This window comes from Streptomyces sp. NPDC056734 (assembly GCF_042790455.1).
GTDB lineage: Bacteria > Actinomycetota > Actinomycetes > Streptomycetales > Streptomycetaceae > Streptomyces.
In genome coordinates this window covers 1-24980 of the sequence record NZ_JBHTZD010000005.1, presented here as the reverse complement: position 1 = coordinate 24980, position 24980 = coordinate 1, and the positions used below count along the sequence as shown (strand labels likewise).

The 24980-nt window shown below is 71.5% G+C and carries 21 protein-coding genes and 1 riboswitch; of the genes, 14 read left to right on the top strand and 7 right to left on the bottom strand.

Annotated features, from left to right (window positions below; genetic code table 11):
* Window positions 1-68: 68 nt before the first annotated feature.
* The 7 genes from ACFRFC_RS08580 to ACFRFC_RS08550 form a co-directional block, all read right to left on the bottom strand.
* The gene (locus ACFRFC_RS08580) at window positions 69-248 is read right to left on the bottom strand and encodes an antitoxin (RefSeq protein ID WP_382689622.1); all 180 of its coding nucleotides are present in this window, start codon (window positions 246-248) and stop codon (window positions 69-71) included.
* 142 nt (window positions 249-390) lie between these two features.
* The gene (locus ACFRFC_RS08575) at window positions 391-1470 is read right to left on the bottom strand and encodes a sensor histidine kinase (RefSeq protein ID WP_382689620.1); all 1080 of its coding nucleotides are present in this window, start codon (window positions 1468-1470) and stop codon (window positions 391-393) included.
* Complete coding sequence (locus ACFRFC_RS08570) at window positions 1463-2179, bottom strand: response regulator transcription factor (protein WP_382689618.1); 717 nt, start codon at window positions 2177-2179, stop codon at window positions 1463-1465. The genes ACFRFC_RS08575 and ACFRFC_RS08570 overlap by 8 nt, the downstream gene beginning before the upstream one ends.
* Before the next feature lie 48 nt (window positions 2180-2227).
* Window positions 2228-2926 (bottom strand): VanZ family protein, encoded by a 699-nt coding sequence (locus ACFRFC_RS08565; protein WP_382689616.1) that lies wholly within the window; start codon window positions 2924-2926, stop codon window positions 2228-2230.
* A 52-nt stretch (window positions 2927-2978) separates the two neighbouring features.
* Window positions 2979-3236 (bottom strand): hypothetical protein, encoded by a 258-nt coding sequence (locus tag ACFRFC_RS08560; protein WP_382689614.1) that lies wholly within the window; start codon window positions 3234-3236, stop codon window positions 2979-2981.
* A gap of 269 nt (window positions 3237-3505) precedes the next feature.
* Window positions 3506-3694 (bottom strand): hypothetical protein, encoded by a 189-nt coding sequence (locus ACFRFC_RS08555; RefSeq protein WP_382689612.1) that lies wholly within the window; start codon window positions 3692-3694, stop codon window positions 3506-3508.
* Window positions 3695-4141: 447 nt separating this feature from the next.
* Window positions 4142-4828 carry a hypothetical protein gene (locus ACFRFC_RS08550; protein ID WP_382689610.1) on the bottom strand — a complete coding sequence of 229 codons (687 nt, stop codon included), beginning with the start codon at window positions 4826-4828 and terminating at the stop codon, window positions 4142-4144.
* 225 nt (window positions 4829-5053) lie between these two features.
* Here ACFRFC_RS08550 and ACFRFC_RS08545 point away from each other — a divergent pair, with 225 nt between their 5' ends.
* The 14 genes from ACFRFC_RS08545 to ACFRFC_RS08480 all read left to right on the top strand — a co-directional run bounded on the left by ACFRFC_RS08545 (window position 5054) and on the right by ACFRFC_RS08480 (window position 24888).
* Window positions 5054-7585 (top strand): N-6 DNA methylase, encoded by a 2532-nt coding sequence (locus ACFRFC_RS08545; protein ID WP_382689608.1) that lies wholly within the window; start codon window positions 5054-5056, stop codon window positions 7583-7585.
* A gap of 337 nt (window positions 7586-7922) precedes the next feature.
* A complete protein-coding gene (locus tag ACFRFC_RS08540; protein ID WP_382689607.1) occupies window positions 7923-8564 on the top strand; it encodes a hypothetical protein in 642 nt (213 codons plus the stop codon).
* A gap of 38 nt (window positions 8565-8602) precedes the next feature.
* Window positions 8603-10090 carry a serine/threonine-protein kinase gene (locus ACFRFC_RS08535; RefSeq protein WP_382689862.1) on the top strand — a complete coding sequence of 496 codons (1488 nt, stop codon included), beginning with the start codon at window positions 8603-8605 and terminating at the stop codon, window positions 10088-10090.
* A 403-nt stretch (window positions 10091-10493) separates the two neighbouring features.
* Window positions 10494-11138, top strand: a complete 645-nt coding sequence (locus ACFRFC_RS08530; protein ID WP_382689605.1) for a SurA N-terminal domain-containing protein — start codon at window positions 10494-10496, stop codon at window positions 11136-11138.
* A 111-nt stretch (window positions 11139-11249) separates the two neighbouring features.
* Window positions 11250-12359, top strand: coding sequence for a MazG family protein (locus ACFRFC_RS08525; protein WP_382689603.1), 1110 nt, complete (start codon window positions 11250-11252; stop codon window positions 12357-12359).
* A 41-nt stretch (window positions 12360-12400) separates the two neighbouring features.
* Window positions 12401-13681, top strand: coding sequence for a cytochrome P450 (locus tag ACFRFC_RS08520; protein WP_382689860.1), 1281 nt, complete (start codon window positions 12401-12403; stop codon window positions 13679-13681).
* Between the two features lie 1100 nt (window positions 13682-14781).
* Window positions 14782-16125 carry a transglycosylase family protein gene (locus ACFRFC_RS08515; RefSeq protein ID WP_382689602.1) on the top strand — a complete coding sequence of 448 codons (1344 nt, stop codon included), beginning with the start codon at window positions 14782-14784 and terminating at the stop codon, window positions 16123-16125.
* A gap of 259 nt (window positions 16126-16384) precedes the next feature.
* Window positions 16385-16581: riboswitch (cyclic di-AMP (ydaO/yuaA leader) on the top strand.
* Window positions 16582-16584: 3 nt separating this feature from the next.
* The gene (locus ACFRFC_RS08510; protein WP_382689600.1) at window positions 16585-17316 is read left to right on the top strand and encodes a transglycosylase family protein; all 732 of its coding nucleotides are present in this window, start codon (window positions 16585-16587) and stop codon (window positions 17314-17316) included.
* 647 nt (window positions 17317-17963) lie between these two features.
* Window positions 17964-19250, top strand: coding sequence for a phosphopyruvate hydratase (gene eno, locus ACFRFC_RS08505; protein WP_382689598.1), 1287 nt, complete (start codon window positions 17964-17966; stop codon window positions 19248-19250).
* Window positions 19251-19346: 96 nt separating this feature from the next.
* Window positions 19347-19832: a septum formation initiator family protein gene (locus ACFRFC_RS08500; protein WP_382689596.1), complete on the top strand. Its 486-nt coding sequence runs from the start codon at window positions 19347-19349 to the stop codon at window positions 19830-19832.
* A gap of 21 nt (window positions 19833-19853) precedes the next feature.
* Window positions 19854-20378: a DUF501 domain-containing protein gene (locus ACFRFC_RS08495; RefSeq protein WP_382689594.1), complete on the top strand. Its 525-nt coding sequence runs from the start codon at window positions 19854-19856 to the stop codon at window positions 20376-20378.
* Between the two features lie 95 nt (window positions 20379-20473).
* Window positions 20474-21460, top strand: coding sequence for an exopolyphosphatase (locus tag ACFRFC_RS08490; protein WP_382689592.1), 987 nt, complete (start codon window positions 20474-20476; stop codon window positions 21458-21460).
* 489 nt (window positions 21461-21949) lie between these two features.
* A complete protein-coding gene (locus tag ACFRFC_RS08485; protein WP_382689590.1) occupies window positions 21950-23329 on the top strand; it encodes an NAD(P)/FAD-dependent oxidoreductase in 1380 nt (459 codons plus the stop codon).
* A 266-nt stretch (window positions 23330-23595) separates the two neighbouring features.
* A complete protein-coding gene (locus tag ACFRFC_RS08480) occupies window positions 23596-24888 on the top strand; it encodes a class I SAM-dependent methyltransferase (protein WP_382689588.1) in 1293 nt (430 codons plus the stop codon).
* Window positions 24889-24980 lie beyond the last annotated feature (92 nt).

The following is a 24980-nucleotide window of genomic DNA, read 5'->3' as shown; positions in this document are numbered from 1 at the left end:
TCTTGGCGTTTTTCGGTGATTCAGGATATTTCCGGGTGGTTCGGGGTGTCCTCCGTGGGGTCTCCGGCCTACGGCTGCTCGGGCCTTTCGCGGTCCACGCCGAGCGCGCCCTCAGCCTTGTGCTGCGCGTCGTCGACCTGGCTCTCGTACTTGTTGCCCGTCTTCTCGTTGGCCTTCTGTTCGGCCGCGTCGGACATGGGCTTGGCCTTGTCCTGACCGTGGCTCCTGAACCTGTCGAAGATGCCCATCCAGAGCTCCTTCCGGAGGTGACTCAAGTCCGACGATACGCCCGAGTTGCGCAATTTGCGCGGTTAGGTGTGGTGTGGTCTGAACCTCTCGGGCGTTGCGGTTCGCGGTGGGCGTTCTCGCGGCCCGCTCGGGGAACGCTGCCTACGGCGTGCCGGGAAGCCGGACCGTGGCGAGGAGGCCGCCGGCGGGGCTGGGGACGAGGTCGAGGGTCCCTTCGTGGGCACGGACGATGCTGTGCACGATGGCCAGGCCGAGGCCGGCGCCGGCGTGTTCGTCGGTGCGTACGCGTTCTGTTCCACGCTGGAAGGGTTCGATGAGGATCGGTACCAGTTCCGGTGGGAGCCGGCGACCCGTGTTCTCGACTCGCAGCACGCTCGTGTCGCCGTGGGCCTCGGTGTGGATCGTTACGGTGCCATCGGCGGGGAGGTTGTGGACGATGGCGTTCTGGACGAGGTTCGTCACCGTCCGCAACAGGAGCTCCGCGGAGCCGCTGGTCTGAGCCGGTCCGCCGGTGACATCCAGCGTGATCCGGCGCTGTTCGGCGAGGGGAAGCAGCGTTTCGGCGGCTTCTTCGGCGAGGAGGGACAGATCGACGCTCTCGCGGGTGAAGTTTCCGCGGTCGCCGCGGCTGAGCAGCAGGAGGGCCTCGGTGAGGCCGGTCGCCCGCTGGTTGACCGCGTGCAGCCGTTCGATGAGGTCGTCCCGTTCCCGCGTCGGATCCTTGCGGGCGACGTCGAGGAGCGTCCGCGAGATCGCCAGCGGGGTGCGCAGTTCGTGGGAGGCGTTCGCGGCGAATCGCTGCTGCTCGGCGACGTGGGATTCGAGTTGTTCGAACATCGAGTCGACCGCGTCGGAGAGTTCACGGAATTCGTCCCGGCGGCCCTTCATGCCGATCCGGTGGGACAGCGATCCGTTCTCGGCTGTCCGGACCGCATCCTTGATCTGAGTGAGTGGTGCGAGCATCCGGCCGGCCAGGAGCCATCCCCCGACCAGCCCGAACACGAGCAGGAAGACCATCGCCGCGGCTGCGGCGGGGCCGAAGACTTGCAGGAGGACGTAGCGGTTGGGTGCGACCCAGAGAAGACCCACATCGCTGTCCGGTACGTAGCGCAGGAGGAACCCCCACACCACGGCCAGCAGGAGAACGCCGGCGAGCAGAACGAATCCGGCGTAGCTGAGGGTGAGTTTCAGTCGGGTGCTGAGCCCCGGGGGTCTATGCATACGGACTGCCGGGGGCGGCGACGTCCCGGTCCGGGGCCACGGTCTTCATACCGGTGTCGATCCGGTAGCCGACGCCGGGCACCGTGGCGATGATCCAGGGTGCGCCGAGCCGTTTGCGCAGCGCGGAGACGGTGATGCGCACGGCGTTGGTGAAGGGATTGGCGTACTCGTCCCAGGCCCGTTCCAGCAGCTCCTCGGCCCTGACGACCCCGCCCTCGGCGGAGACGAGGACTTCCAGCACCGCGAACTGCTTGCGGGTGAGCGCGACGTAGCGTTCGTCGCGGAAGACCTCCCGCCGGAACGGGTCGAGCCGCAGGCCCGCGATCTCGCGCACCGGAGGCCGGGCATGCCCGCGTCTGCGGTCGAGCGCCCTCAGCCGCAGGACGAGTTCCCGCAGCTCGAACGGCTTGGTGAGATAGTCGTCGGCGCCGAGCTCGAAACCGGACGCCTTGTCGTCGATCCGGTCGGCAGCGGTGAGCATGAGGATCGGGATGCCGCTGCCGGAAGCGACGATGCGCCGGGCGACCTCGTCGCCGCAGGGTCCGGGGATGTCCCGGTCGAGGACCGCGATGTCGTACGAGTTGAGGCTGAGCGATTCCAGGGCGGAGTTGCCGTCGCCGGCGATGTCGGCGGCAATCGCCTCCAGCCGCAGACCGTCACGGACCGCCTCGGCCAGGTAGGGCTCGTCCTCCACGATCAGTACGCGCATGCGTGAAGCCTATGGTCATCCAGTACGCATGCGTGAAGCCTATGGTCATCACGGAATCGGCGCCGACGGGTGGTGCTCACCGGACACGCCACGCTCCCTGTCGGTGCCCGGCGCGGGGCGAGGCCGCTCCGACGGCACCTGCGCCGCAGCGCGCCACCAGCGGCGCGACGCCAGCCCGAACAGCACTGCGCCGGCGGCGTTGACCAGTACGTCATCCACCGACGACACCCTGTCCAGCCGCAGGACGTACTGTGCTGTCTCGACCAGGACCGAGCAGCTCGCCCCGAGCACCAGGATCCGCCGCACGGACGCCAGCGCCGCGAACCGCATCGGAGCGAAGAACCCCAGCGCCGCGAAGATCAGCAGGTTGCCGCCGATCCCGACCGGCCCCATCGTGACCAGGTCCCGCAACGGGATCGCACTCACCCGGCCGGGGACGACGCCGGCCCCCGGGCCCGGTTGCAGGGTCAGCCACAGCATCGGCACCGTCCCGTAGACCATGCCCACCTCGGCCAGTGACATCCGCCACGCCGACGTGACACCGCCGGCGCGCCGCAGGCTCGCCAGAGCCCGCACCACCAGAGCGGCCAACGGCAGCCCGACCAGCATCATGAGCAGCACACCGTTGAACGTGTCGAAGCAGCCGTGCCACCGCCCGGCCATGCAGACCGGAGCGGCCATCATGAGCGGCCGCCCCACGGCGAACAGCACGCCCGACAGGCCGAGGATCGCCAGGCCGGCAAGCACGATCCGGCGGAGCGGTGCTGACGGGGACGGGCTGTGGTTCAGGTTCCCCACCTCAGCCGCCCGCCCCGCCGGAGGGCGCAACGCCGGTGACGGCCTGCGTCTGCCGCTCGATGATGTCCACCAGGCTGTCGGAGTCGCGGTTGATGAGGGTGACGGCGACCCAGCCGGTGTACGGGTAGACGCTCCAGTTGGCGCCGACACCGGCGCCCACCAGCGGCACGCCCGCCGCCACGCCGGCGGCAGCCAGCCCGCCCCATCTGAAGAGCCGCCGGCGGCCGACGCCCTGTACCGAATCCGAATCCGAATCCATGATCACGGGCCTTTCCCGGCGAACAAATCTGGGCGTTGACTGTGCTGCGCTGTGGTTCATGCCTCCACTGAAGACGCAAGGTTGTTGCGTCGGCGTATGCGATTTTCGATACGCCCGCGATACACGGAATCCCCAGCCGCGATCCGGGTACGACGAGGCGGCACGACCAGTCGCGTTGCCCCGGCCTTCGCCGTCTTCGAACGTGCTGGCCGGAGAGGCCGGCGTGACGCCCGGTAGGGCTGAGCATGGGTGTGGCCGTGCGGCACGGGCTACGGGGCCGGGACAGCCCGCATGGCGCGGCGGAGACCGGCTCGTGCCGCGGTGAGGTCGTCCTCCGCCTCACGCCGTTGGCCCTCCAGGGCGGCGATCGGATCCCTGGCCTCTGACAACGCTTGCTCCAGCGCGGTGTTCCGCTGCTCGATCTGCTGTACCCGCTCGATCAGCTCGTGCTGTTTCACGCTTCCAATTCGACGCCGAGAGACGGCCTGACCCGGTTGCGGAGCCGATCGCGCTCGGTAGGAGGGATCGGGTCGGTGGAAGTCGCATCCTGCGCACTGGAAGCGGATGCGGCAGTGCCCGCCGCCGGCCTTGACGTTGCTCGGCTCGGTGCAGCCGCCGGCAAGTGTCGTACGACGCAGGGGGAATCCTCGGAGGTACGGTCAACCGTGCCCGGTGAGATGGGGTGCGCGGCGGGGCGCTTGGCGTGGGGGTGTGGCGGGCCGCTTGTTCGGGGTGCGCGGCAGGGCGCTTGGCTCGCGGGTGTGCGGTGTGCGGTGTGCGGTGTGCGGTGTGCGGTGGGCGCTCGGTGCGGCTCGGGGCGCGGGGCGTGTCTGAGTGGTTCACGCCCCGCACAGGCCCGCACAGGCCCGGATCGGGCCGGGTCGGGTCGGCCCGTCGGCCCGGGGTCAGGCCGTCTTCTTCCAGTCCTGGCAGCCGGACGTCTTGAAGTAGGCGTCGGACGCGGTGATCGTCACGACCGCCGAACCGCTGACGTTGTTGTTCGCGATGATCGACTCCAGGCCGTGCTCGGCGTCCTTGTTGCGCTCCCAGTAGCACATGTCGTCGGTGTTCCCGGACGACGTGTAGGTCCCGGGCGCGATGTCGACACCGACCTTGAACATCCCCCCGTCACCGGCCATCTCCGTCGCCGGCGTACCGCCCTCGGCGTCCGGGTCGACGGCCTCCCAGTCCGAGCAGCCGCTGGACTTGAAGATCTTGTCGGACGCCGGGATGGTGACGTAACTCGTGCCCGTGACATTGTCGTTCGCCAGGATCGACTCGATCTCGCCCTTGGCGTCCTTGGCGCGCTCCCAATAACACATCGCGTCGGTATTGCCGCTGGTCCGATAGGTGCCGGCCGTCACATCCGTGCCGATCTGATACTCGCCGTCCCCGCCGAACGCCGACTCCTTCTCCTCGGTCTCCTCGGCCGCGTCCCCCGAGCCCGACTCCTTCTGGTCGCCGGACGCGCCCTCCGCCGACGCCGAAGAGCCGCTGTCGCCGCTGGAACCGTCGTCGCCCCCACCGCTCACCGACACCGCGCCGATGACGACGATCCCCACGACTGCGCCCAGCGCGATCTTGCCCTTCATGCCCATGGCAGTTCCCTCCCCAAAGCGTTGACCGCCCCCGTCGGGCAGTCGCTCGTTCGCTGGGTCAATAAGAACATCGACTGTGAACCGAGTCAACACGATTCACGGATTCAAGTCTGTACACGGCCGTGAACTCCCGGATCTTGCGTACTGCCCGTGAATGGGTGGATCGTGCATACGTCGTATGCTCGGGGTCACACATAGGACGAGGGGGGAGCGGGGCGAGTGCAGGACAACGCGACAGAGGTGACCGCCGCGGGGATCGCACGGCTCGCGGGCGTGGGACGTGCCGCCGTCAGCAACTGGCGCCGTCGCCACGCCGACTTCCCCAAACCCGTCGGCGGCACCGAGACCAGCCCTTCCTTCGCCCTCGCCGAGGTCGAACGCTGGCTGCGCCACCAGGGCAAGCTCGCCGAGGTCCCGCTCCGCGAACGCGTCTGGCAACAGCTCGCCGGACACCCCGAGGGCCCGGCGGCCGCGCTGATCCACGCCGGGTGCGTACTGCTGCTGATCCAGGACCGGCCGACGGTGTGGCTGGACGTCTCCGCCGGCTCGGACGAGCGGCTCGCGGCCATGCTGCCGGGGGAACTGGAGCCGGTGATCGTCGCCCGGTTCGGCGGCGCCGGGCGGCGGCGGGGCGGGGCGAGTGGGGTAAGCGGGGCGAGCGGGAGGGGCGGCGTGGGTGGTGTTGGTGGCGGGAGTGGTGGAAGTGGCGGGAGTGGTGGAAGTGGTGGAAGTGGCGTAGGTGGGGCCGGGGCCGGCCGGGCGGCGAGTGTGAACCCGCCGTGGGGTGTGAACGGGCCTCGGGCGGTCAACAGCTCCGCCGCCGGTGACCGCCCCGCCGCGAGCGATACCCCCGCCGCCGTGAACGGCCCGAATCCCGTCAACGGCCCGAATCCCGTCAACACCCCCACGGCTGTGAACAGCTCGGCCCCCGTTCACAACTCGGCACCCGTACACGCCCGGGTCCCTGTGAACACCCCGGCCGCCGTGAACACCCCGGCCGCCGTGAACACCCCGGCCCCCGTACACACCCAGGCCGCCGTGAACTCACCCTCCACAGTGAACTCACCCCCCGCTGTGAACACCGCCCCGGCTGTTCACACCCCCACCGGCCCCGAACTCCTCCCCTCCGCCCCCCTCCTCCGCGGCGCCGCCGAACTCGCCGCCGAGATGGGCGCCCGGCAGACCTTCGAGTTCCTGCTCGGCCGGCATCTGGACGCCAACCCGCGCCAATACACCCTCACGCCCGCCGAACTGGCCGACCTCATGGCTCGTCTCGCCGGACCCGCCCGGATCGTCCTCGACCCCGCCTGCGGCACCGGCGCCCTGCCCAGGGCCGTCGACCCGCGCCCCGACCAGGAGTTCCACCTCCAGGACGGTGCGCCGGAGCTGGCGGCGTTCACCGCGCTGAGGCTCGCGCTGCACTCGGGCGCCGCCGTACGCGCCGCCGTCGGTGACACCCTGCGCGCCGACGCCCACCCCGGGCTGCGCGCCGACGCCGTGCTGTGCCATCCGCCGTTCAACGAGCGCAACTGGGGCCATGACGAACTGGCGTACGACCCCCGCTGGGAGTACGGCTTCCCGGCGCGCACCGAGTCCGAGCTGGCATGGGTGCAGCACGCGCTGGCCCGGCTCAAGGAGGGCGGCACCGCCGTCCTGCTGATGCCGCCCGCCACCGCCTCCCGCCGCTCCGGCCGCCGGATCCGCGCCGACCTGCTGCGGCGCGGCGCCCTGCGCGCCGTGATCGCGCTGCCCGTCGGGGCGGCCCCGCCGCACAGCATCCCGCTCCACCTGTGGGTGCTGCGCCGGCCCGGCCACGCGCCCGCGGCGCCGGAGGTGCTGCTGGTCGACACCGGGCGGTACGCCGGGGAGGGCCGCGGTGGGCCCGACTGGCGGGCCGTCAGGGACGCGGTGGCCGAGGCGTGGAGCGCGTTCGACCGCGCGGGCACGCTACGGGAGCGGCCGGGGCTGGCACGTTCGATGCCGGTCATCGACCTCCTCGACGACGACGTGGACCTCGCCCCCGCCCGCCACCTCCCGCCCCCGGCGGCGGCCGACGGCGCGGAGGCGCTCGCCGCGGTCAGGGAGCGCCTGGGCGAGACCCTGCGCCTCACCGCCGACCTCACGCCCCCTCCGGTCACCCCCGCCCACACCGCGCGCTGGCCCCTCACCACCATCGGCGAACTCGCCCGCGGGGGCGCGCTCGTGATGCGCTCCAGCACGAACACCGCCTACGCGCGCGTGCAGGGCGCTCCGGCCACCGACGGCACCCCCGCGCGCGTGCCGGTCCTGACCGACCACGACGTCCTGTCCGGCGCCGCCCCCACCGGCGCCCTGCCGGAGGGCGACGAGGAGACCGTGCTCACCGAGCCCGGCGACGTCGTCGTACCGGTGCTCGGCGGCGGCGCCATGGCGCGCGTGATCGACGACGCGACCGGGGGCGCCGCCCTGGGCCGCAATCTCGTCCTGCTGCGCCCCGACCCCGCCGCGCTCGACGCGTGGTTCCTCGCCGGCTTCCTGCGCGGCACCGCCAACAACCGCCAGGCCAGCAGCTACGCCTCCACCGCCACCCGGCTCGACGTGCGCCGCCTGCAACTGCCCCGCCTCGCCCTGAACGAACAACGCCGCTACGGCGCGCGCTTCCGCGCCCTGGACGAGTTCGAACGGGCGCTCCGGCGCGCGAACCGCACCGGGGAGCAACTCGTACGCGGGATGTACGACGGCCTGACCGACGGCACGGTGGCCCCCGACTGAACCGCGCGGCACCCGCCCGCGCGCGAGGCACCGGCACGGGCGGCACCGCCAAGGGCGGCGACAGCGGCGGGAGAACGGCGGGAGAACGGCAACCGGAGCGCCGTGTCCGGCGTCGTAGCAGCCGAAGCGGCGGCGCCGCTGCGACGTGCGGGACGCGGGGAGTGATCAGGTCGACAACGGTTCGGTACAACCCGGGACCGGTTGTCCGTGTCGGCCTATACGCTCGAAGTGACCATCGCACGACCGGCAGCGCACGGGGCCGGCCGCGCGCGCCCGTCCAGGTTTCCCGTCCCAGGTTTCAGGAGCAGCCATGCATGGCCACGGCTATACGCAGCCGGTGAAGCGGCCACCTTCCACAGGGGTGCTGGTGTTCCTCCGGGTGCTGTTCGTGGTGATCTCGGTCTGTAGCCTCGGCTTCCTGACCGCGTCGATGATGCTGCGCCTGGCGCTCGTCACGCGCAAGGCCCTGGACTGGGCGCTGTTCGTGGCCGTCGTGGCCATTGACGTCCTCGCCATGGTGCTGATCGGCAAAGACCCGGGCGACGAGATCGACACGGCCATCGGCTACACCGGCCTCACCCTGCTGCTGGTCACCGTCGCCGCCGTCGTCGTGTACTACCTCACCGCCGAGATCCGCCACTACCACGACCGCCGGCTCCGCTACGGCCCGTACCCGCCCGCGCCCGCCCCGGCGCCCGCGTACGGCTACCCGCAGCCGCAGCCGCAGCCCCCGTACACCGCGACCACGGTCTCCCAGATGCCGCCCGTCCAGCGCCCGCCGCACACCCCGGCCCCCCCGAGCGCCCCGCACGGCACGCCCGCGCCGCACGCCCCGCACACACCGCCCCCGACGGCCCGCCCGGCGACACCGACGCCGCCGCCCCAGCGACCCGCGCGGATCGACGAGGTGCGCGCGGAGCTGGACGAGCTGAGCGACTACCTGCGCAACCAGGACGGCCGGCCCGAGGGCGGCAGGTGACCGTGACGGCAGGACGGGTCGTCGCCGACCGGTACGAACTGGCCACACTGATCGGACAGGGCGGCATGGGCCAGGTCTGGACCGCCTACGACCGGCGCCTGGACCGGCGGGTCGCGGTGAAGCTGCTGCGCCCCGACAAGGTCGCCGGGCAGGAGGCCGACGAACTGCGCCGCCGCTTCGTGCGCGAGTGCCGGGTGACCGCCCAGGTCGACCACCCCGGCCTGGTCACCGTCCACGACGCGGGCAGCGAGGGCGAGGAACTCTTCCTCGTCATGCAGTACGTGGACGGCGCCGACCTCTCCGACCACCTCGCCGAGCACGACCCGTACCCCTGGCAGTGGGCGGTGGCGGTCGCCGCGCAGCTGTGCGCCGTCCTGAGCGCCGTGCACGCCGTGCCGATCGTCCACCGCGACCTCAAGCCCCGCAACGTGATGGTCAAGCAGGACGGCACCGTCACCGTCCTCGACCTCGGCGTGGCGTCCGTCATGGACAGCGACACCACCCGCCTCACCCACACCGGCTCCCCCATCGGCTCGCCCGCCTACATGGCACCCGAGCAGGCCATGGGCGGCGCGGTCGGCCCGTACACCGACCTGTACGCGCTCGGGGTGCTGATGCACGAACTGCTCAGCGGCGACGTACCGTTCGCGGGCTCCACCGCGCTGGGCGTCCTGCACCGGCACCTGTACGAGCCCCCGCTGCCCGTGCGCCGCATCCGCCCCGAGGTCCCCGAGGCACTGGAGACCCTCGTCCTGCGCCTGCTCTCGAAGGACCCGCAGCACCGTCCGGGTTCCGCCCAGGAGGTGTACGAGGACCTGGCGCTGCTGCTGCCCGCGCGCGGGATGCCCACCGGGGCGCCCCTCGACCCCTTGCGGCCCTTTCTGCGCCCGCACGCCCCCTGGCCGGACCGCGCGCGCACGCCCGCGCCCCAGCCCGCCCCCGCCACCCCGCCGCCCGACGAGAAGCCGGACGTCGCCAAGGCCGTCGACGAGGTCAAGCGGCTGCTCGGCGAGGGCCGCATCACCCAGGCCGTCGACATCCTCGGCGCGATCCTGCCCACCGCCGCCGAGCAGCACGGCGAGCACTCCCCGGTGGTCCGCACCCTGCGCAAGCAGTACGCCGCCACGCTCATGGACGACGGCCAGTACCGGCGCGCCCTGCCCGAACTGCGCCGCCTCGCCGACGAACGGGCCGCCGAGGCCGGCCAGGCCGACCCGCAGGCCCTGCGGTTCCGCTACGACGCCGCCCAGTGCCTGGAACAGCTCGGCGAACCGGCGGCGGCCCTCGCGGCCTACCGCGCGCTGCTGCCGTACTACGAGAACCAGTACGTCTCCGGCGACCCCGGCCTCGCCCACGAGGTACGGCGGCGGATCGGGCACCTGCTGCTCGCCCTCGGCGACCGCAGCGCCGCCCACGAGACGCTGATGCGGCTCCTGCACGACGTGGAGCGGCTGGGCGGCCTCGCGCATCCGCTGGCGCTGGAGGTACGGCGGACGTTGCAGTGGCTGGGGCAGGTACGGGGCTGAGCCTGGTCGACCCGACGTGTCGATCTGGTCGATCTGGTCGATCTGGTCGGTCTCCCGGTCTCCCGGCCTGTCGGCCTGCCCGTCTGTCGGCGTGTCGGCGAGTCGGTCCGTAGGTGTGTCGGCCTGTCGGCCTGTGGTTCCGAGGGTGGCCGACACGCCGTCGCCCGCGCGGGCGCGCGGTGGAAAAATGCGCCTATAGGGCGCTGCCGGGACGATGCGCGGGCGCTGTGCGCGGCGGCCGGGTGTGTTGGTGGCCGGGGGCGGGCGGGGGCCGTGGAGCGCGGCGGTGCCCGAAGTCGTGGTGAATCGTTGGTCGAATGGGTTGGCCAGAGCTTGCTCGCTGCCTACCATCGATCACCGCAAGACTTTGTGCACCGCCGCACAATCTCCTCGGGAGGTTCCCTTGCACCGCCGTCGTCGCACCGCGCTCGTCCTGTCCGCCGTGTTCGCCGCCGCGGCCCCGCTTCTCACCGCGTGCGGAAACGATGCGCACCCGGGTGCGGCAGCCGTCGTGGGCGATCAGCGGATCACCGTGTCGCAACTGGAGAGCCGGGTCGGTGAGGTACGCGACGCGCAGCGGGCCGCGGTGACCGACGAGGCGCAGTACGCGCAGACCATCGCCGAGACCGGCAGCCTCACCCGGGACACCCTGCACGGCATGGTCCTGGACCAGGTGCTGAACCGTGCCGCCAAGGACGCCGGTGTCACCGTGACCCGCAATGAGGTCCAGACCTTCCGCGGGGAGCTGGAGGCCCAGGCGGGCGGTGCCCAGGCGCTGGAGGCGGCCTGGCTCCAGCAGTACGGCGTGGCGCCCGAGCGGCTCGACGCCAACCTGCGGGTCCAGATCGAGGCCCAGAAGCTCGCCGCCCGGCTCGGCACCGACACCAGCCAGCCCGCGTTCTGGGCGGCCCTGTCCGAGGCGTCCAAGAACCTCGGCGTCGACCTCAACCCGCGCTACGGCTCGTGGGACGTGGAGACGGTCGGCCGGGTGGACGCGGAGACACCGTGGGTACGCGAGGTCACGGCGGCGGGGGAGCAGCCGGCGTAGCGGATCCGTCGGAGGCTGTGAGACGGCCCGTGCGGGCGGATAATCAGACGATCCCGTCAGGCTGTGGATAACTTTTCCGGTGGTGTCCGCGGTGTGCGTTACGTTCGGATCGTGAACGCAATCAGCCCCGAAGGCACTCCCGACCCCGGCCGTATCGTCCTGCTCACCACCAGCCACCGTGTCGCGCCCGGCCTGCTGTCCTGGCCCGCCTGGCAGGCGCTGCACGCCGCCGACTCGGTGCTGTGCGCGGACGGGGCGCACCCGCAGCTCCCCTATCTCCGGGACGCGGGGATACGGATCGCCGAGTCCGCGCCGACCGCCGAGGACCTGGTCGGCGCCTGTGGTGGCGGCCGGACGGTGGTCGTCGTCGCCACGGGCGAGGGCGAGCCCGCGCTGACGGACGGACTGGCCCGCCTCGCCGGTTCCGGCCGGGTGCGGATGCCCGAGCTGGAGCTGCTGCCCGCCTCCTACGACCTCCCGGGCGCCCGGCTGCTCGACCTCGTCCAGGTCATGGACCGCATCCGCAGGCAATGCCCCTGGTCCTCGCGGCAGACCCACGAAGGCTTGGCCAAGTACGCCGTGGAGGAGGCGTACGAACTGGTGGAGGCCATCGAGGACGGCGACCGGGACGAACTGCGCGAAGAACTGGGCGATGTCCTCCTCCAAGTGGTCTTCCACGCCCGGATCGCGGAGGAGGGGGCGGTGGCGGACCACATAAGAGGGGAGGCCACCACGGAAGACGAGGAGACCGCCGGAGAGGTCGGGGAGATCGTGACAGACGACGGGGAGACCGTCGGCGTCGACCCGGAGGTCTCGGGCGGCGCCCCCTTTTCCATCGACGACGTGGCCGCCGGCATCGTCGCCAAGCTCATCCACCGTCACCCGCATGTCTTCGGCGACGCGACGGCGACGACCCCCGAGGAGGTCAAGGAGCACTGGCTGCGCACCAAGGCGCAGGAGAAGCTGCGTACATCGGTGACGGAGGGCGTCCCGCTGCACCAGCCCGGCCTCGCCCTCGCGGCCAAGCTGGTCTCCCGTGCCCGCACGGCCGGTCTGGACGTCCCGCTGCCCCAGGGCGAGGGCATCGGCTACGAGCTGCTGGCGCTGGCCGCCCGTGCCGAGGCCGACGGCGTCGACCCGGAGGCGGCCCTGCGGGCGGCGGCGCGGGTCTACCGGGACGCGATCAGAGACAAGGAGGGGCGGGATACCGTCGAACAGTGACCGACCAGCACGACCGACCGACCTCACCCCAGGGCTGCCCCATGGGCGGCGCCCCGGCCCCCGGCGCCTCCGATTCCTCCGCGCCCGACCTCTTCACCTGGTCCTTCGCCACCGACCCCTACCCCGCCTACGCGTGGCTGAGAGAGCACGCGCCCGTGCACCGCACCGAGTTGCCCAGCGGTGTGTCGGCCTGGCTGGTCACGCGGTACGCCGACGCCCGCCAGGCGCTGGCCGATCCACGGCTGTCGAAGAACCCGGCGCATCACGACGAGCCGGCACACGCCAAGGGGAAGACCGGAATCCCCGGTGAGCGCAAGGCCGAGTTGATGACCCATCTGCTCAATATCGACCCGCCCGACCACACCCGGCTGCGGCGGCTGGTGTCGAAGGCGTTCACCCCGCGCAGGGTGGCCGAGTTCGCGCCGAGAGTGCAGGAGCTGACCGACGACCTGATCGACCGCTTCGCGGAGAAAGGAGCCGCAGATCTGATCCATGACTTCGCCTTCCCGCTGCCCATCTACGCCATCTGCGACCTGCTCGGCGTCCCGCGCGAGGACCAGGACGACTTCCGGGACTGGGCGGGCATGATGATCCGGCACGGCGGGGGCCCGCGCGGCGGGGTCGCGCGGTCGGTGAAGAAGATGCGGGGCTACCTCGCCGACCTCATCCACCGCAAGCGCGAGGCCCTCCCCGACACCGCGACACCCGGTGAGGACCTCATCTCCGGCCTGATCCGCGCCTCCGACCAGGGGGAGCACCTGACGGAGAACGAGGCGGCGGCGATGGCGTTCATCCTGCTGTTCGCCGGCTTCGAGACCACGGTCAATCTGATCGGCAACGGCACCTATGCCCTGCTGACCGATCACGATCAGCGCGGCCGGTTCCAGCACGCCCTGGAGAGAGGGGACACCGGGCTGCTCGAAACCGGGGTCGAGGAGCTGCTGCGGTACGACGGGCCGGTCGAGATGGCCACCTGGCGGTTCGCCACCGAGCCGTTGAGCATCGGCGGGCAGAGCATCGCGCCCGGCGATCCGGTGCTGGTGGTGCTCGCGGCGGCGGACCGGGACCCGGAGCGGTTCGCCGACCCGGACACCCTCGACCTCGCCCGCCGGGACAACCAGCACCTGGGGTACGGGCACGGTATCCACTACTGCCTCGGCGCCCCGCTCGCCCGGCTGGAGGGACAGACGGCACTGTCCACCCTGTTCACCCGCCTCCCGGACCTCCACCTAGCAGGCGACCCAGCCGAACTGCGCTGGCGGGGCGGGCTCATCATGCGGGGCCTACGGACACTGCCGGTGGAGTTCACGCCGCGCGGTTGATGGTCGGGCCGGTGCGGCCAGTGCGGCCAGTGCGGCGGGACCGGTGGGTCCGGCTGGCCCGGTGGGATTGGCCAGCTCGGTGGGCCCGGCCACCTGGCCAGTCCGGCGGTCCGGCGAGCCCGGCCGGCCCGGCCAGCCCGGTGGGTCCGCTGAGTCTGGCGGGTTCGGTGAGCCTTGTGACTCCGGTGAGTCTGGTGATTCCGGTGGGACCAGCCGGCCTGGTGGGACCGGCCAGTCCGGCCCACCCGGTCAGCTGGCCAACCCGGCTGCCTGGCCAGCCTGGCGGGTCCGGTGGGACCAGTGAGGCTTGTGACTCCGGCGGGTCTGGTGATTCCAGTGCGACCAGCCCGCCCGGTGGGACCCGCCGGTCCGGCCTCCCGGCCAACCCGGCTACATGGCCACCCGGTCACCCGGCCACCCTGACGGGTTCGCTGCGTCTTGCGGGTCCTGTGGGACCGGCGAGTTTGGCGCTTCCGGCAGGTCTGGCAGGTCCGGCAGGTCTGGCAGGTCCGGCAGGTCTGGCAGGTCCGGCGAGTCCGGTAGATCCGGAGGGTCCGGTAGATCCGGTGGGTTGGCGGATTCGGCGGATCGAGCGGGTGTCGGCCGTCCCAGTCACCCGGGTCATCCGGGCGGCTTCGGCCGGCCACCCCGACCGCCCGGGGCCTGGCCCCGCCGGTCACGTGAGCGTGCCCTGACTGTTCCGGGGTCCCCGGGGGCGCCCCCGGCCACCTGGACACGCCCCCACCGCCCCAGCAACCCGGCCGCCCCGCCCTGCCCACTCCAACTGCTCCAGCGACCCCAGCCAACCCGGCCCACCCCCCAGGCCACCTCAACCACCCCATTCCCCTCCTCCCCCTCCCCTCGCGCTGCCCTCTCCTCACCCCTCCCCACCCCACCCCCAACAGACAGTCACCCCACAGCCCCCGCCCAGGCGGAGACGGTTACTCAAAAGGTGACGGGCATTCACCTTTGTGATCTTCATGTGATCTGCACGGCATTAACTTGTGACAAGTCAACCGGTGCCGCTACGTTCACCCATCAGCGCGGCGCCGAGCACCACGCGCCGCGCGGGTCACCGCTGTCTCGCGAAAGGTCCCCGCATGCTCTCCGGGAACGGTCGTCACCGTCGCCCCCGTCAGGCTCCGGCTCTTCTCGTCGCGGCCGGAGTGACCGGGTCGGCCATCGCCATCCCCCTCCTCACCGCCGGTGGCGCGAGCGCGGCCAGCGGCACCACGTGGGACAAGGTCGCCGAGTGCGAGAGCGGCGGCGCGTGGAGCGCGGACGACGGCGGCGGACACTACGGCGGCCTTCAGCTGACCCAGGACGAATGGGAGGCGTACGGCGGGCTGGACTACGCGTCGAGTCCGGACCGGGCGAGCCGTTCGCAGCAGATCGCGGTGGCCGAGCGGATCCTGGCCGACCAGGGAGTCGGCGTCTGGCCCGTCTGCGGGCCGCTGTACGGTCTCGCGCAGGACGCGGCGCCGGCCGGGGTCGACACGGGCGTGGCGGGCGACCCGACGCCGGACGCCTCGGAGAGCGCGAGCGGCTCCGACGACGCTTCCGGCGGTACGGGCGGATTGACCGACTCATCCAAGTCGTCCGATGGTTCGGGTGATTCGTCCACTGGGTCGGATTCGTCCGGGAGCACCGACGACCCCACCGCCCCCGGGAACTCCGGCGAGCCGGGCTCCTCGCCCACCGGGAGCCCCACCGACAGTCAAGCCGACGGTCAAGCCGACAGCCCCACCGGCGGCGCCACTGGCAGCCCCACCGACCTCACCGGCCCCGCTGACCCCTCCGACCCCTCGTCCGCCCCGTCGGGCGACACGGGTACGCCGGGCGCGTCCGGCGGCGCGGGCGACGCCTCCGGCGGTTCGCTTCCCTCGAATTCTCCCGTCGAACCGCCCAGTGAGTCCCCCTCCGGGCCCACCGGTGGCGAATCGGACAACTTCCAGCAGAGCCTCGGCTCTTCGTATCTCGTGGACACCGGCGCCCTGCCCGAGGCCGATCCCCTCCCCGGTAGCGGCCGGCATCGCGGCAGCAGCGCCGACGAGAGTGATGTGAAGGCGCCGACGGGACGCGCGGGTGACCCGTCAACCTCCTCGGCCTCCCCGGACGCCTCCGCCCCCCTGAACACCCCCGCCCCCCTGAATGCCCCGGATTCCTCGGATTCCCCGGATTCATCCGGTACCCCCGATACCTCCGGAACTTCCTCTTCCTCCGGACGTCACGCCGCGCGCGGTGACGACGGCGCGCAGGACGCGCTCGTCCGCTCCTACACCGTGCGTCCCGGCGACACCCTCACTTCCATCGCCGACTCCCTTTGGGTCGACGGTGGATGGCGCCAGATCTTCCAGCAGAACGAAACGGCGCTCGGCAGCGACCCGAACTACATCGTCCCCGGTCAGACGCTCGACATCGGCGCCGAGCCGGTCGAGGACTGAGACGCGGGCAGGGTGTGAAGCGATCGGAATCAGCCACGATTCAGGTCAGAAGTGGGCAAGAAGTGAGCCAGAAGTGACGGGAGTTCACGTCATACTTCGCGCTGAATGTCCAGGTTTGGCGAAAGTGTGGGATGAGTCTCAGAAGCCCTGATCGTCTTTGAAATTCCGGGAATCGCGTGACTACGGTCAGGACCGCTCGCAGCAGCGGGCTCCGATGGCCGTCACGCCGAATCCTGCCGACGGCCGCCGGGAACAGTCGTCGCGTCAAGCGCCGTAGGCAGGAGCGGGGGACCCAAGGTAAGTGCCGGCACCAGAAGTTGAGGCGACTCGACGGGACGGGACCGGCTTGGGGTGAAGCCATGACGTACGGGATGAAAGCCCCGTACGGGACATGGCCGGGCAACTCAACCGGCCCGAACCCGACAGCTCACCTCGTAGGCGTCGGTGAGGGGATCTCTCATGCTGTTCTCCGGCAAGGGCAAGCACCGCCGTCCGTCCAAGGCCACCCGTGTCATCGCGCTCGCCGGTGTCACCGGCGCGGCCGTCGCCGCCCCGTTGGTGGTGGCGAGCAACGCCTCCGCCGCCACCGCGTCCGAGTGGGACGCCGTCGCCCAGTGCGAGTCCGGCGGCAACTGGTCCATCAACACCGGCAATGGCTACTACGGCGGCCTCCAGTTCTCCGCCTCGACCTGGGCCGGGTTCGGCGGCACGCAGTACGCGGCCACCGCCGACCAGGCCACCAAGTCGCAGCAGATCGAGATCGCCGAGAAGGTTCTCGCGGGCCAGGGCAAGGGTGCCTGGCCGAGCTGCGGCGTGGGCCTGTCCAGCGCCTCGTACGACGGCGGCTCGGCCTCCACCGACCCCGCCCCGGCCCCCGCCGAGCAGCCGAGCACCGGCAGCGGCGACAACAGCGGCAGCGAGAGCAGCGGCAGCGACCGCACCACCGAGCAGCCCAGCACCACCCGCTCGCAGGAGCGCCCGGCCGCGACGCAGGAGACCGTCACCACGCCGGCCGGTGACCAGGTGGAGAAGGGCGACGGCGAGTACGAGGTCGTCACCGGCGACACCCTCAGCGCCATCGCCGCCGAGCACGAGGTCGCGGGCGGCTGGCAGAAGCTGTTCGAGCTGAACGGCGACATCGTCGACGACGCCGACCTGATCTACCCGGGCCAGCAGCTGCACCTGAAGTGACCCATGGCCCGCCGAGGTGACTTCAGGCCATGGCTGGTTCATGGCTGATGCTCAGCCTCACCACAGGCGGGCCCTCCACCCTGGAGATACGTCCTCACCCTGAGGGGTCTCCCCCCGGAGAAACCCCTCATTGAGGCCCCGTGCGGGTCCCCCCGTCCCCACGGGCGCCCCGCCCCGGCGCGTGATTCCCCCGTACGCGCCGAGGCGGGGCTTTCCCATGCCGCGCCCCCGCCCGGACACGGGGGCGGTCCCACTCTCCGCACACGGAGCACAGGGGGGCACAGGGAGCGCAGAGCACCCAGGGAGCACAGAGCGCACAGAGCGCACAGGGACCGCGACCCCGCGCTCTGGACCAGGGAGGTGCGGCCCCGCTCTCCGCACCAGGGCCCACCCCCACTCCCGGCCCACCCCGACGCCCCACTCCAGCCACCCCTTCACCCCCCCCGCCCCCCCGCCACACCACCCCTTCACCCCCCGCCACACCACCCCCTCTTTGTTTCGTTCGGAAACATTTTACGATCGGTTCCGTCCGAGGGGTGGGAGACCGGATGGCCGATCCCCCCGGGACGGCTAGGCTCGTCTCGCGGAGCCGCCCGCGGCCTCGCCGCACGGCGGTCCCGCCCCACCGCGTCACATCCACGAAGGAGATGCTCGTGCCGTCCATCGACGTCGTCGTAGCCCGGGAAATCCTGGACTCCCGAGGCAACCCCACGGTCGAGGTCGAGGTCGGCCTCGACGACGGCAGCACGGGTCGTGCCGCCGTACCGTCCGGCGCCTCCACGGGTGCCTTCGAAGCCATCGAGCTGCGCGACGGTGACCCCAACCGCTACCAGGGCAAGGGCGTCGAGAAGGCGGTCCTCGCCGTCATCGAGCAGATCGGCCCGGAGCTGGTCGGCTACGACGCCACCGAGCAGCGCCTGATCGACCAGGCGATGTTCGACCTGGACGCCACCGACAACAAGGGCTCGCTGGGCGCCAACGCCATCCTCGGCGTCTCCCTGGCCGTCGCGCACGCCGCCTCCGAGGCGTCCGACCTGCCCCTGTTCCGCTACCTGGGCGGTCCGAACGCGCACCTGCTGCCGGTGCCGATGATGAACATCCTGAACGGCGGCTCGCACGCCGACTCCAACGTGGACATCCAGGAGTTCATGATCGCCCCGATCGGCGCGGAGTCCTTCTCCGAGGCCCTGCGCTGGGGCGCCGAGGTCTACCACACCCTCAAGAAGGTGCTGAAGACCAAGGGCCTGTCCACCGGCCTCGGCGACGAGGGCGGCTTCGCCCCGAACCTGGAGTCCAACCGCGCCGCGCTCGACCTCATCCTCGAAGCCATCAAGCAGGCCGGCTACATCCCCGGCGAGCAGATCGCGCTCGCGCTCGACGTCGCCGCCTCCGAGTTCTACAAGGACGGCAAGTACGAGTTCGAGGGCAAGTCCCGCTCGGCCGCCGAGATGACCGAGTACTACGAGGAGCTGGTCTCCGCGTACCCGCTCGTCTCCATCGAGGACCCGCTGTACGAGGACGACTGGGCCGGCTGGAACGTCATCACCGAGAAGCTGGGCGAGCAGGTCCAGATCGTCGGCGACGACCTCTTCGTCACCAACCCGGAGCGCCTGGCCCGCGGCATCGAGGAGGGCTCCGCGAACGCACTGCTGGTCAAGGTCAACCAGATCGGCTCGCTGACCGAGACCCTGGACGCCGTCGAGCTGGCCCAGCGCAACGGCTTCAAGTGCATGATGTCCCACCGCTCCGGCGAGACCGAGGACGTCACCATCGCCGACCTCGCCGTCGCGGTGAACTGCGGCCAGATCAAGACCGGCGCCCCGGCCCGCTCGGACCGCGTCGCCAAGTACAACCAGCTGCTGCGCATCGAGGAGATCCTCGACGACGCCGCCGTCTACGCCGGCCGCAGCGCCTTCCCCCGCTTCAAGGGCTGAACCCGAGCAGCACGAGGAAGCGTCGTACGTACGTCCCCGTACCCGGTCCCGTACCGTGTGCGGGGACGTACGCACGTGTGAACGGGAGGCGGGGACATGGCCCTGAAGGAGCGGGACCGGTTCTCCACGGCCACCAGGCTGCGGCTGCTCGGCGAGCAGACCGCCGAGCGGGTCTACCGCTCGCAGACCCGCCGCCAGGCCCGCCGCTCCCGGCTGACCGGCCGCGCGGCCCTGCTCGCCCTGGTCCTGTGCTCCCTGGTCGTCGCCCTCGCCTACCCGATAAGGCAGTACGTCGCCCAGCGCGCCGAGATCGCCGACCTGGAGCGGCAGCAGGAGCAGGCCCAGGAGCGGGTCGAGGAACTGCGCGACGAGAAAGCGCGTTGGCAGGACGACGCCTACGCCGAGCAGCAGATCCGCGAGCGGCTGCATTATGTGATGCCGGGGGAGACCGGGTACATCGTGATCGACCCGGACGCCGTCCAGCAGTCCCGCGCGGACACCGGGGCCGCCGACCGGCCCTGGTACACCAATGTCTGGGAGGGCGTCGACAAGTCCGACGCCGCGAGCCCCCGGCCCGAGTGACCTGAACGACAGAAAGCAGCCATGCAGACGCCCCCGCCGCCCACCCCGCGCACCGAGCCCACCGCCGCCGACGTGGCCGCCTTCGAGCAGCAGCTCGGCCGCCCGCCCCGTGGACTGCGCGCCATCGCGCACCGGTGCCCGTGCGGGCAGCCCGATGTCGTGGAGACCGCGCCCCGGCTGCCCGACGGCACGCCCTTCCCGACCCTGTACTACCTGACCTGCCCCAAGGCCGCCTCCGCCATCGGCACGCTGGAGGCGGGCGGGGTCATGAAGGACATGACGGCCCGCCTGGAGAGCGACCCGGAGCTGGCCGCCGCGTACCGCGCCGCCCATGAGGACTACCTCCGGCGCCGGGACGAGATCGAGGAGCTGACCGGGTTCCCCAGCGCGGGCGGCATGCCGGACCGGGTGAAGTGCCTGCACGTCCTGGTGGCCCACAGCCTGGCCGCCGGGCCCGGCGTGAACCCGCTCGGCGACGAGGCCCTTCAGATGCTGCCCCAGTGGTGGCGCAAGGGGACCTGCGTGACACCCGACGGCTCCGGCTGACCGGACGCCCCCGAGGCGAAGGCCGCCGCAGCCTCCGCCTCCGCCTCCACCTCCGGCCCCGATCCCGATCCCGACCCACGATCCGAGGAAGTGCCATGACCCGCGTCGCCGCCATCGACTGCGGTACGAACTCCATCCGTCTGCTCGTCGCCGACGCCGACCCCGCGACCGGTGAACTGACGGACCTGGACCGCCGTATGACGATCGTGCGGCTCGGACAGGGCGTCGACCGCACCGGGCGGCTGGCGCCCGAGGCGCTGGAGCGGACCTTCGCGGCCTGCCGCGCCTACGCCGCCGTCATCAAGGAGCACGGCGCCGAACGCGTCCGGTTCGTCGCCACCTCCGCGTCCCGCGACGCCGAGAACCGGGACGACTTCGTGCGCGGGGTGCTGGACATCCTCGGTGTGGAGCCGGAGGTGATCTCCGGCGAGCAGGAGGCGGAGTTCTCCTTCACCGGCGCCACCAAGGAACTGACCGGCACCACCCAAGAGCCGGCCGGCACCACCAATGACCCGACCGCCGCCGATGACGGGCTCGCCCGTCCCTTCCTCGTCGTGGACATCGGCGGCGGCTCCACCGAGTTCGTCGTCGGCGAGGACCGTGTCCGTGCCGCCCGCTCGGTCGACGTCGGCTGTGTCCGGATGACGGAACGGCATCTCGTGGTCGACGGCGAGGTGACCGACCCGCCGACCGAGGCGCAGATCGCCGCCATGCGGGCCGACATCGAGGCCGCCCTCGACCTCGCCGAGCGGACCGTGCCGCTGCGCGAGGCCCGGACCCTGGTCGGCCTGGCCGGATCGGTGACGACGGTCTCGGCCATCGCCCAGGATCTGCCCGCCTACGACTCCGTGGCCATCCACCACTCCCGCGTCTCCCACGCCAGGGTCCGCGAGATCACCGACTGGCTGCTGCGCTCCACCCACGCCGAGCGGGCCGCCGTACCGTCGATGCATCCGGGGCGGGTCGACGTCATCGCCGCGGGGGCGCTCGTACTGCTTTCGATCATGGACCGAACCGGCGCGGAGGAGGTCGTGGTGAGCGAGCACGACATCCTCGACGGCATCGCCTGGTCCCTCACCTGACAGGCCGGCAGGACCAGCCCCCAGAGCCGGCCCGCAGGGACCAGCCCGCCAAACCGGCCCCCGGAAAACCACCCCCGAAGTCTCTCCTGAGCAGCCCCGCCGACCGTATGAGCGCAGTTCCAGGGCGTTTTCGGGGGGCCGGGCGACACCCCGCCGGGAAACTTCGTGAAGTTCTTCACAAGGAAATCGGTCCTGTCGGGGGACCAACCGGCCCTGATGCGCCTTTCCGGGGCCTCACCTGGGGTGCGAGGGTGCTCCGAGGAGTGTTTCCGGTGGGTTTCCGGGCCCGGCGCAGGGGGGTGGTCCAACGGATTCCGAAGGGGCGGACCGGCAGCTCACGCGGCATTGACAACGGGCCGGGCAGCGCCGCGGTTCCCTTTCCGCGCCATGATGTGGATCACGCGGGCCGCGCAGTGTAGCAGAGAGGGCGGGGAAGCTTGTGAAGGGGCGCACGAGGTACCCCCCTGGGCCCGGTGGATACTCAATGGCATGAGCACCACGGAGCGTCCCAGGATCCTCGTAGTAGGCGGTGGGTACGTCGGCCTGTACGCGGCTCGGCGCATCCTGAAGAAGATGCGCTACGCCGAGGCGACCGTCACGGTCGTCGACCCCCGGTCGTACATGACGTACCAGCCCTTCCTCCCGGAAACCGCCGCCGGCAACATCTCCCCGCGCCATGTCGTCGTGCCGCTGCGACGCGTGCTGCCGAAGGCGGAGGTGCTCACCGGCCGGGTCACCACCATCGACCAGGACCGCAAGGTCGCCACCATCGCCCCGCTGGTCGGCGAGTCCTACGAGCTGCCCTTCGACTACCTCGTGATCGCGCTCGGCGCGGTCTCCCGCACCTTCCCGATCCCCGGCCTCGCCGAGCAGGGCATCGGCATGAAGGGCATCGAGGAGGCCATCGGCCTGCGCAACCACGTCCTGGAGCAGCTGGACAAGGCCGACTCCACCACGGACGAGGAGATCCGCCGCAAGGCGCTCACCTTCGTCTTCGTCGGGGGCGGTTTCGCGGGCGCGGAGACCATCGGCGAGGTCGAGGACATGGCCCGGGACGCGGCCAAGTACTACACCAGCGTGTCCCGCGAGGACATGCGCTTCATCCTCGTCGACGCCGCCGACAAGATCCTTCCCGAGGTCGGGCCGAAGCTCGGCGCGTACGGCAAGGAGCACCTGGAGAGCCGGGGCGTGGAGATCTACCTCTCCACCTCCCTCGACTCCTGCGTCGACGGCCATGTGGTGCTCAAGAACGGCCTGGAGGTCGACGCCGGCACGATCGTGTGGACGGCCGGCGTCAAGCCCAACCCGGCGCTCGCCCGCTTCGGCCTGCCGCTCGGCCCGCGCGGCCATGTGGACACCGCCCCCACCCTCCAGGTGCAGGGCACCGACTACATCTGGGCGGCCGGTGACAACGCCCAGGTCCCCGACCTCGCCGCCCGCAAGGCCGGGGTGGAGAACGCCTGGACCCCGCCCAACGCCCAGCACGCGCTGCGCCAGGCCAGGGTGCTCGGCGACAACGTGATCTCCGGCATGCGGGGCTTCCCGCAGAAGGAGTACAGCCACGCCAACAAGGGCGCGGTCGCGGGCCTCGGCCTGCACAAGGGCGTCGCGATGATCGTCATGGGCAAGATGAAGATCAAGCTCAAGGGCCGTCTCGCCTGGTACATGCACCGCGGCTACCACGGTCTGGCCATGCCGACCTGGAACCGCAAGATCCGGGTCTTCGCCGACTGGACCCTCGGCATGTTCCTCAAGCGCGAGGTGGTCTCCCTCGGCGCCATGGAGAACCCGCGCGAGGAGTTCTACGAGGCCGCCAAGCCCGCCCCCGCCCCGGTCACCAAGACCGAGGAAACGGCCAAGGCTTCCTGACCCGGCCGACCGTTCTTGATCCGGCTCGATCGGCTCGACCGGCTCGACCGGCTCGACCGGCTTGATGTGGGTCACGCCGGTCACCCCCCGCACGTCCCCGAGGGGCCGTCCGCCATCCGTGGTGCGGACGGCCCCTTCGGCGTGCGTGCCTGTGAGCCGTATATGCATTTTGCACACTCGTAACGCGCGTTGGGGACTGCACGAGCGCCCCTGAGGTGTTTACGTGAGGAAGAGTCATCCGGGATCACTCATCACGGAGGTGCCCCATGGCCCACGCCGCCCCGCGGCTGAAGGGACTGCTCGAACAGGTGCTCGCAGCACCGCTCCCGGTGCGGATCCGCGCCTGGGACGGCTCGGAGGCGGGACCGCCGGGGGCCCCGATACTGGTCGTCCGCGACCGCCGGGCGCTGCGCCGGCTGCTGTGGAAACCGGGGGAGGTGGGCCTGGCCCGCGCCTGGGTCGCCGGGGAACTGACGATCGAAGGCGATCTGTACCAGGCGCTGGACCTGATGTCCGGCCTGATCTGGCAGCGCGGCGACGACGCCCGTACGCTCGCCCAGGCCCTGCGCGACCCCCAGTTCCGCTCGGGAGTGCGCGGCCTGCTGCGCCTCGGCGGACCCGCGCTGCCACCGCCGCCACCCGGCGAGGAGATCCGCAGACCACGCCGCCATCTGCACACCAAACGCTCCGACCGGCAGGCCATCAGCCACCACTACGACGTGGGCAACGACTTCTACGAGATCGTCCTCGGCCCGTCGATGGTGTACTCCTGCGCCTACTGGGAGGACGGCGGCACGCTGGAGGACGCCCAGCGCGACAAGCTCGAACTCATCTGCCAGAAGCTCGATCTGAAGCCCGGTCAGCGGCTCCTGGACGTCGGCTGCGGCTGGGGCTCGCTGGTGCTGCACGCGGCCCGCGAGCACGGGGTGGAAGCGGTCGGCGTCACCCTCTCCCAGGAGCAGGCCGCCTACGCCCGCAAGCGCGTCGCCGACGAGGGCCTCACCGACAAGGTGGAGATCCGCGTCCAGGACTACCGCGACGTCCAGGACGGCCCGTACGACGCGATCTCCTCCATCGGCATGGCCGAGCATGTGGGTGCCGAGCGCTACCGGGAGTACGCGCGCGACCTGTACGAGCTGCTGCGCCCCGGCGGGCGGCTGCTCAACCACCAGATCGCCCGCCGCCCGCAGTACGAGGAGTCCGACTACCACGTGGACCAGTTCATCGACGCCTATGTCTTCCCGGACGGCGAACTGGCCCCGGTCGGCACGACCGTCACCCAGCTGGAGCGGGCCGGCTTCGAGGTGCGCGACGTCGAGTCGCTGCGCGAGCACTACGCGCTCACCCTGCGCCGCTGGGTCACCAACCTGGAGGCCGGCTGGGACCATGCCATCCGCCTGACCAGCCCCGGCCGCGCCCGGGTCTGGCGCCTGTACATGGCCGCCTCCGCACTCGCCTTCGAGCGCAACCGGATCGGCGTCAACCAGGTCCTCGCGGTCCGCACCCCGACCCCGGGCATCGCGGGCCTGCCGCTGCGCCCCCGGGTGTGGAACGGCTGACGACGGCCGGTACGAAAGGGCCCCGCCTCCTGACCGGGATGCTGTTGGTTAATTCGGGCCTGGTTGCTTCGCCCCGTCGCTATGCGGCGGGG

What these genes read in the sequence shown, in the direction of transcription:
- ACFRFC_RS08575 (WP_382689620.1), bottom strand. Translation starts at nt 1,470, where the DNA reads ATGCATAGACCCCCGGGGCTCAGCACCCGACTGAAACTCACCCTCAGC.
- ACFRFC_RS08495 (WP_382689594.1), top strand. Translation starts at nt 19,854, where the DNA reads ATGCAGACGCCCCCGCCGCCCACCCCGCGCACCGAGCCCACCGCCGCC.
- ACFRFC_RS08490 (WP_382689592.1), top strand. Translation starts at nt 20,474, where the DNA reads ATGACCCGCGTCGCCGCCATCGACTGCGGTACGAACTCCATCCGTCTG.
- ACFRFC_RS08510 (WP_382689600.1), top strand. Translation starts at nt 16,585, where the DNA reads ATGCTGTTCTCCGGCAAGGGCAAGCACCGCCGTCCGTCCAAGGCCACC.
- ACFRFC_RS08485 (WP_382689590.1), top strand. Translation starts at nt 21,950, where the DNA reads ATGAGCACCACGGAGCGTCCCAGGATCCTCGTAGTAGGCGGTGGGTAC.
- ACFRFC_RS08520 (WP_382689860.1), top strand. Translation starts at nt 12,401, where the DNA reads ATGGGCGGCGCCCCGGCCCCCGGCGCCTCCGATTCCTCCGCGCCCGAC.
- ACFRFC_RS08560 (WP_382689614.1), bottom strand. Translation starts at nt 3,236, where the DNA reads ATGGATTCGGATTCGGATTCGGTACAGGGCGTCGGCCGCCGGCGGCTC.
- ACFRFC_RS08550 (WP_382689610.1), bottom strand. Translation starts at nt 4,828, where the DNA reads ATGAAGGGCAAGATCGCGCTGGGCGCAGTCGTGGGGATCGTCGTCATC.
- ACFRFC_RS08500 (WP_382689596.1), top strand. Translation starts at nt 19,347, where the DNA reads ATGGCCCTGAAGGAGCGGGACCGGTTCTCCACGGCCACCAGGCTGCGG.
- ACFRFC_RS08570 (WP_382689618.1), bottom strand. Translation starts at nt 2,179, where the DNA reads ATGCGCGTACTGATCGTGGAGGACGAGCCCTACCTGGCCGAGGCGGTC.
- ACFRFC_RS08515 (WP_382689602.1), top strand. Translation starts at nt 14,782, where the DNA reads ATGCTCTCCGGGAACGGTCGTCACCGTCGCCCCCGTCAGGCTCCGGCT.
- ACFRFC_RS08480 (WP_382689588.1), top strand. Translation starts at nt 23,596, where the DNA reads ATGGCCCACGCCGCCCCGCGGCTGAAGGGACTGCTCGAACAGGTGCTC.
- ACFRFC_RS08580 (WP_382689622.1), bottom strand. Translation starts at nt 248, where the DNA reads ATGGGCATCTTCGACAGGTTCAGGAGCCACGGTCAGGACAAGGCCAAG.
- eno (WP_382689598.1), top strand. Translation starts at nt 17,964, where the DNA reads ATGCTCGTGCCGTCCATCGACGTCGTCGTAGCCCGGGAAATCCTGGAC.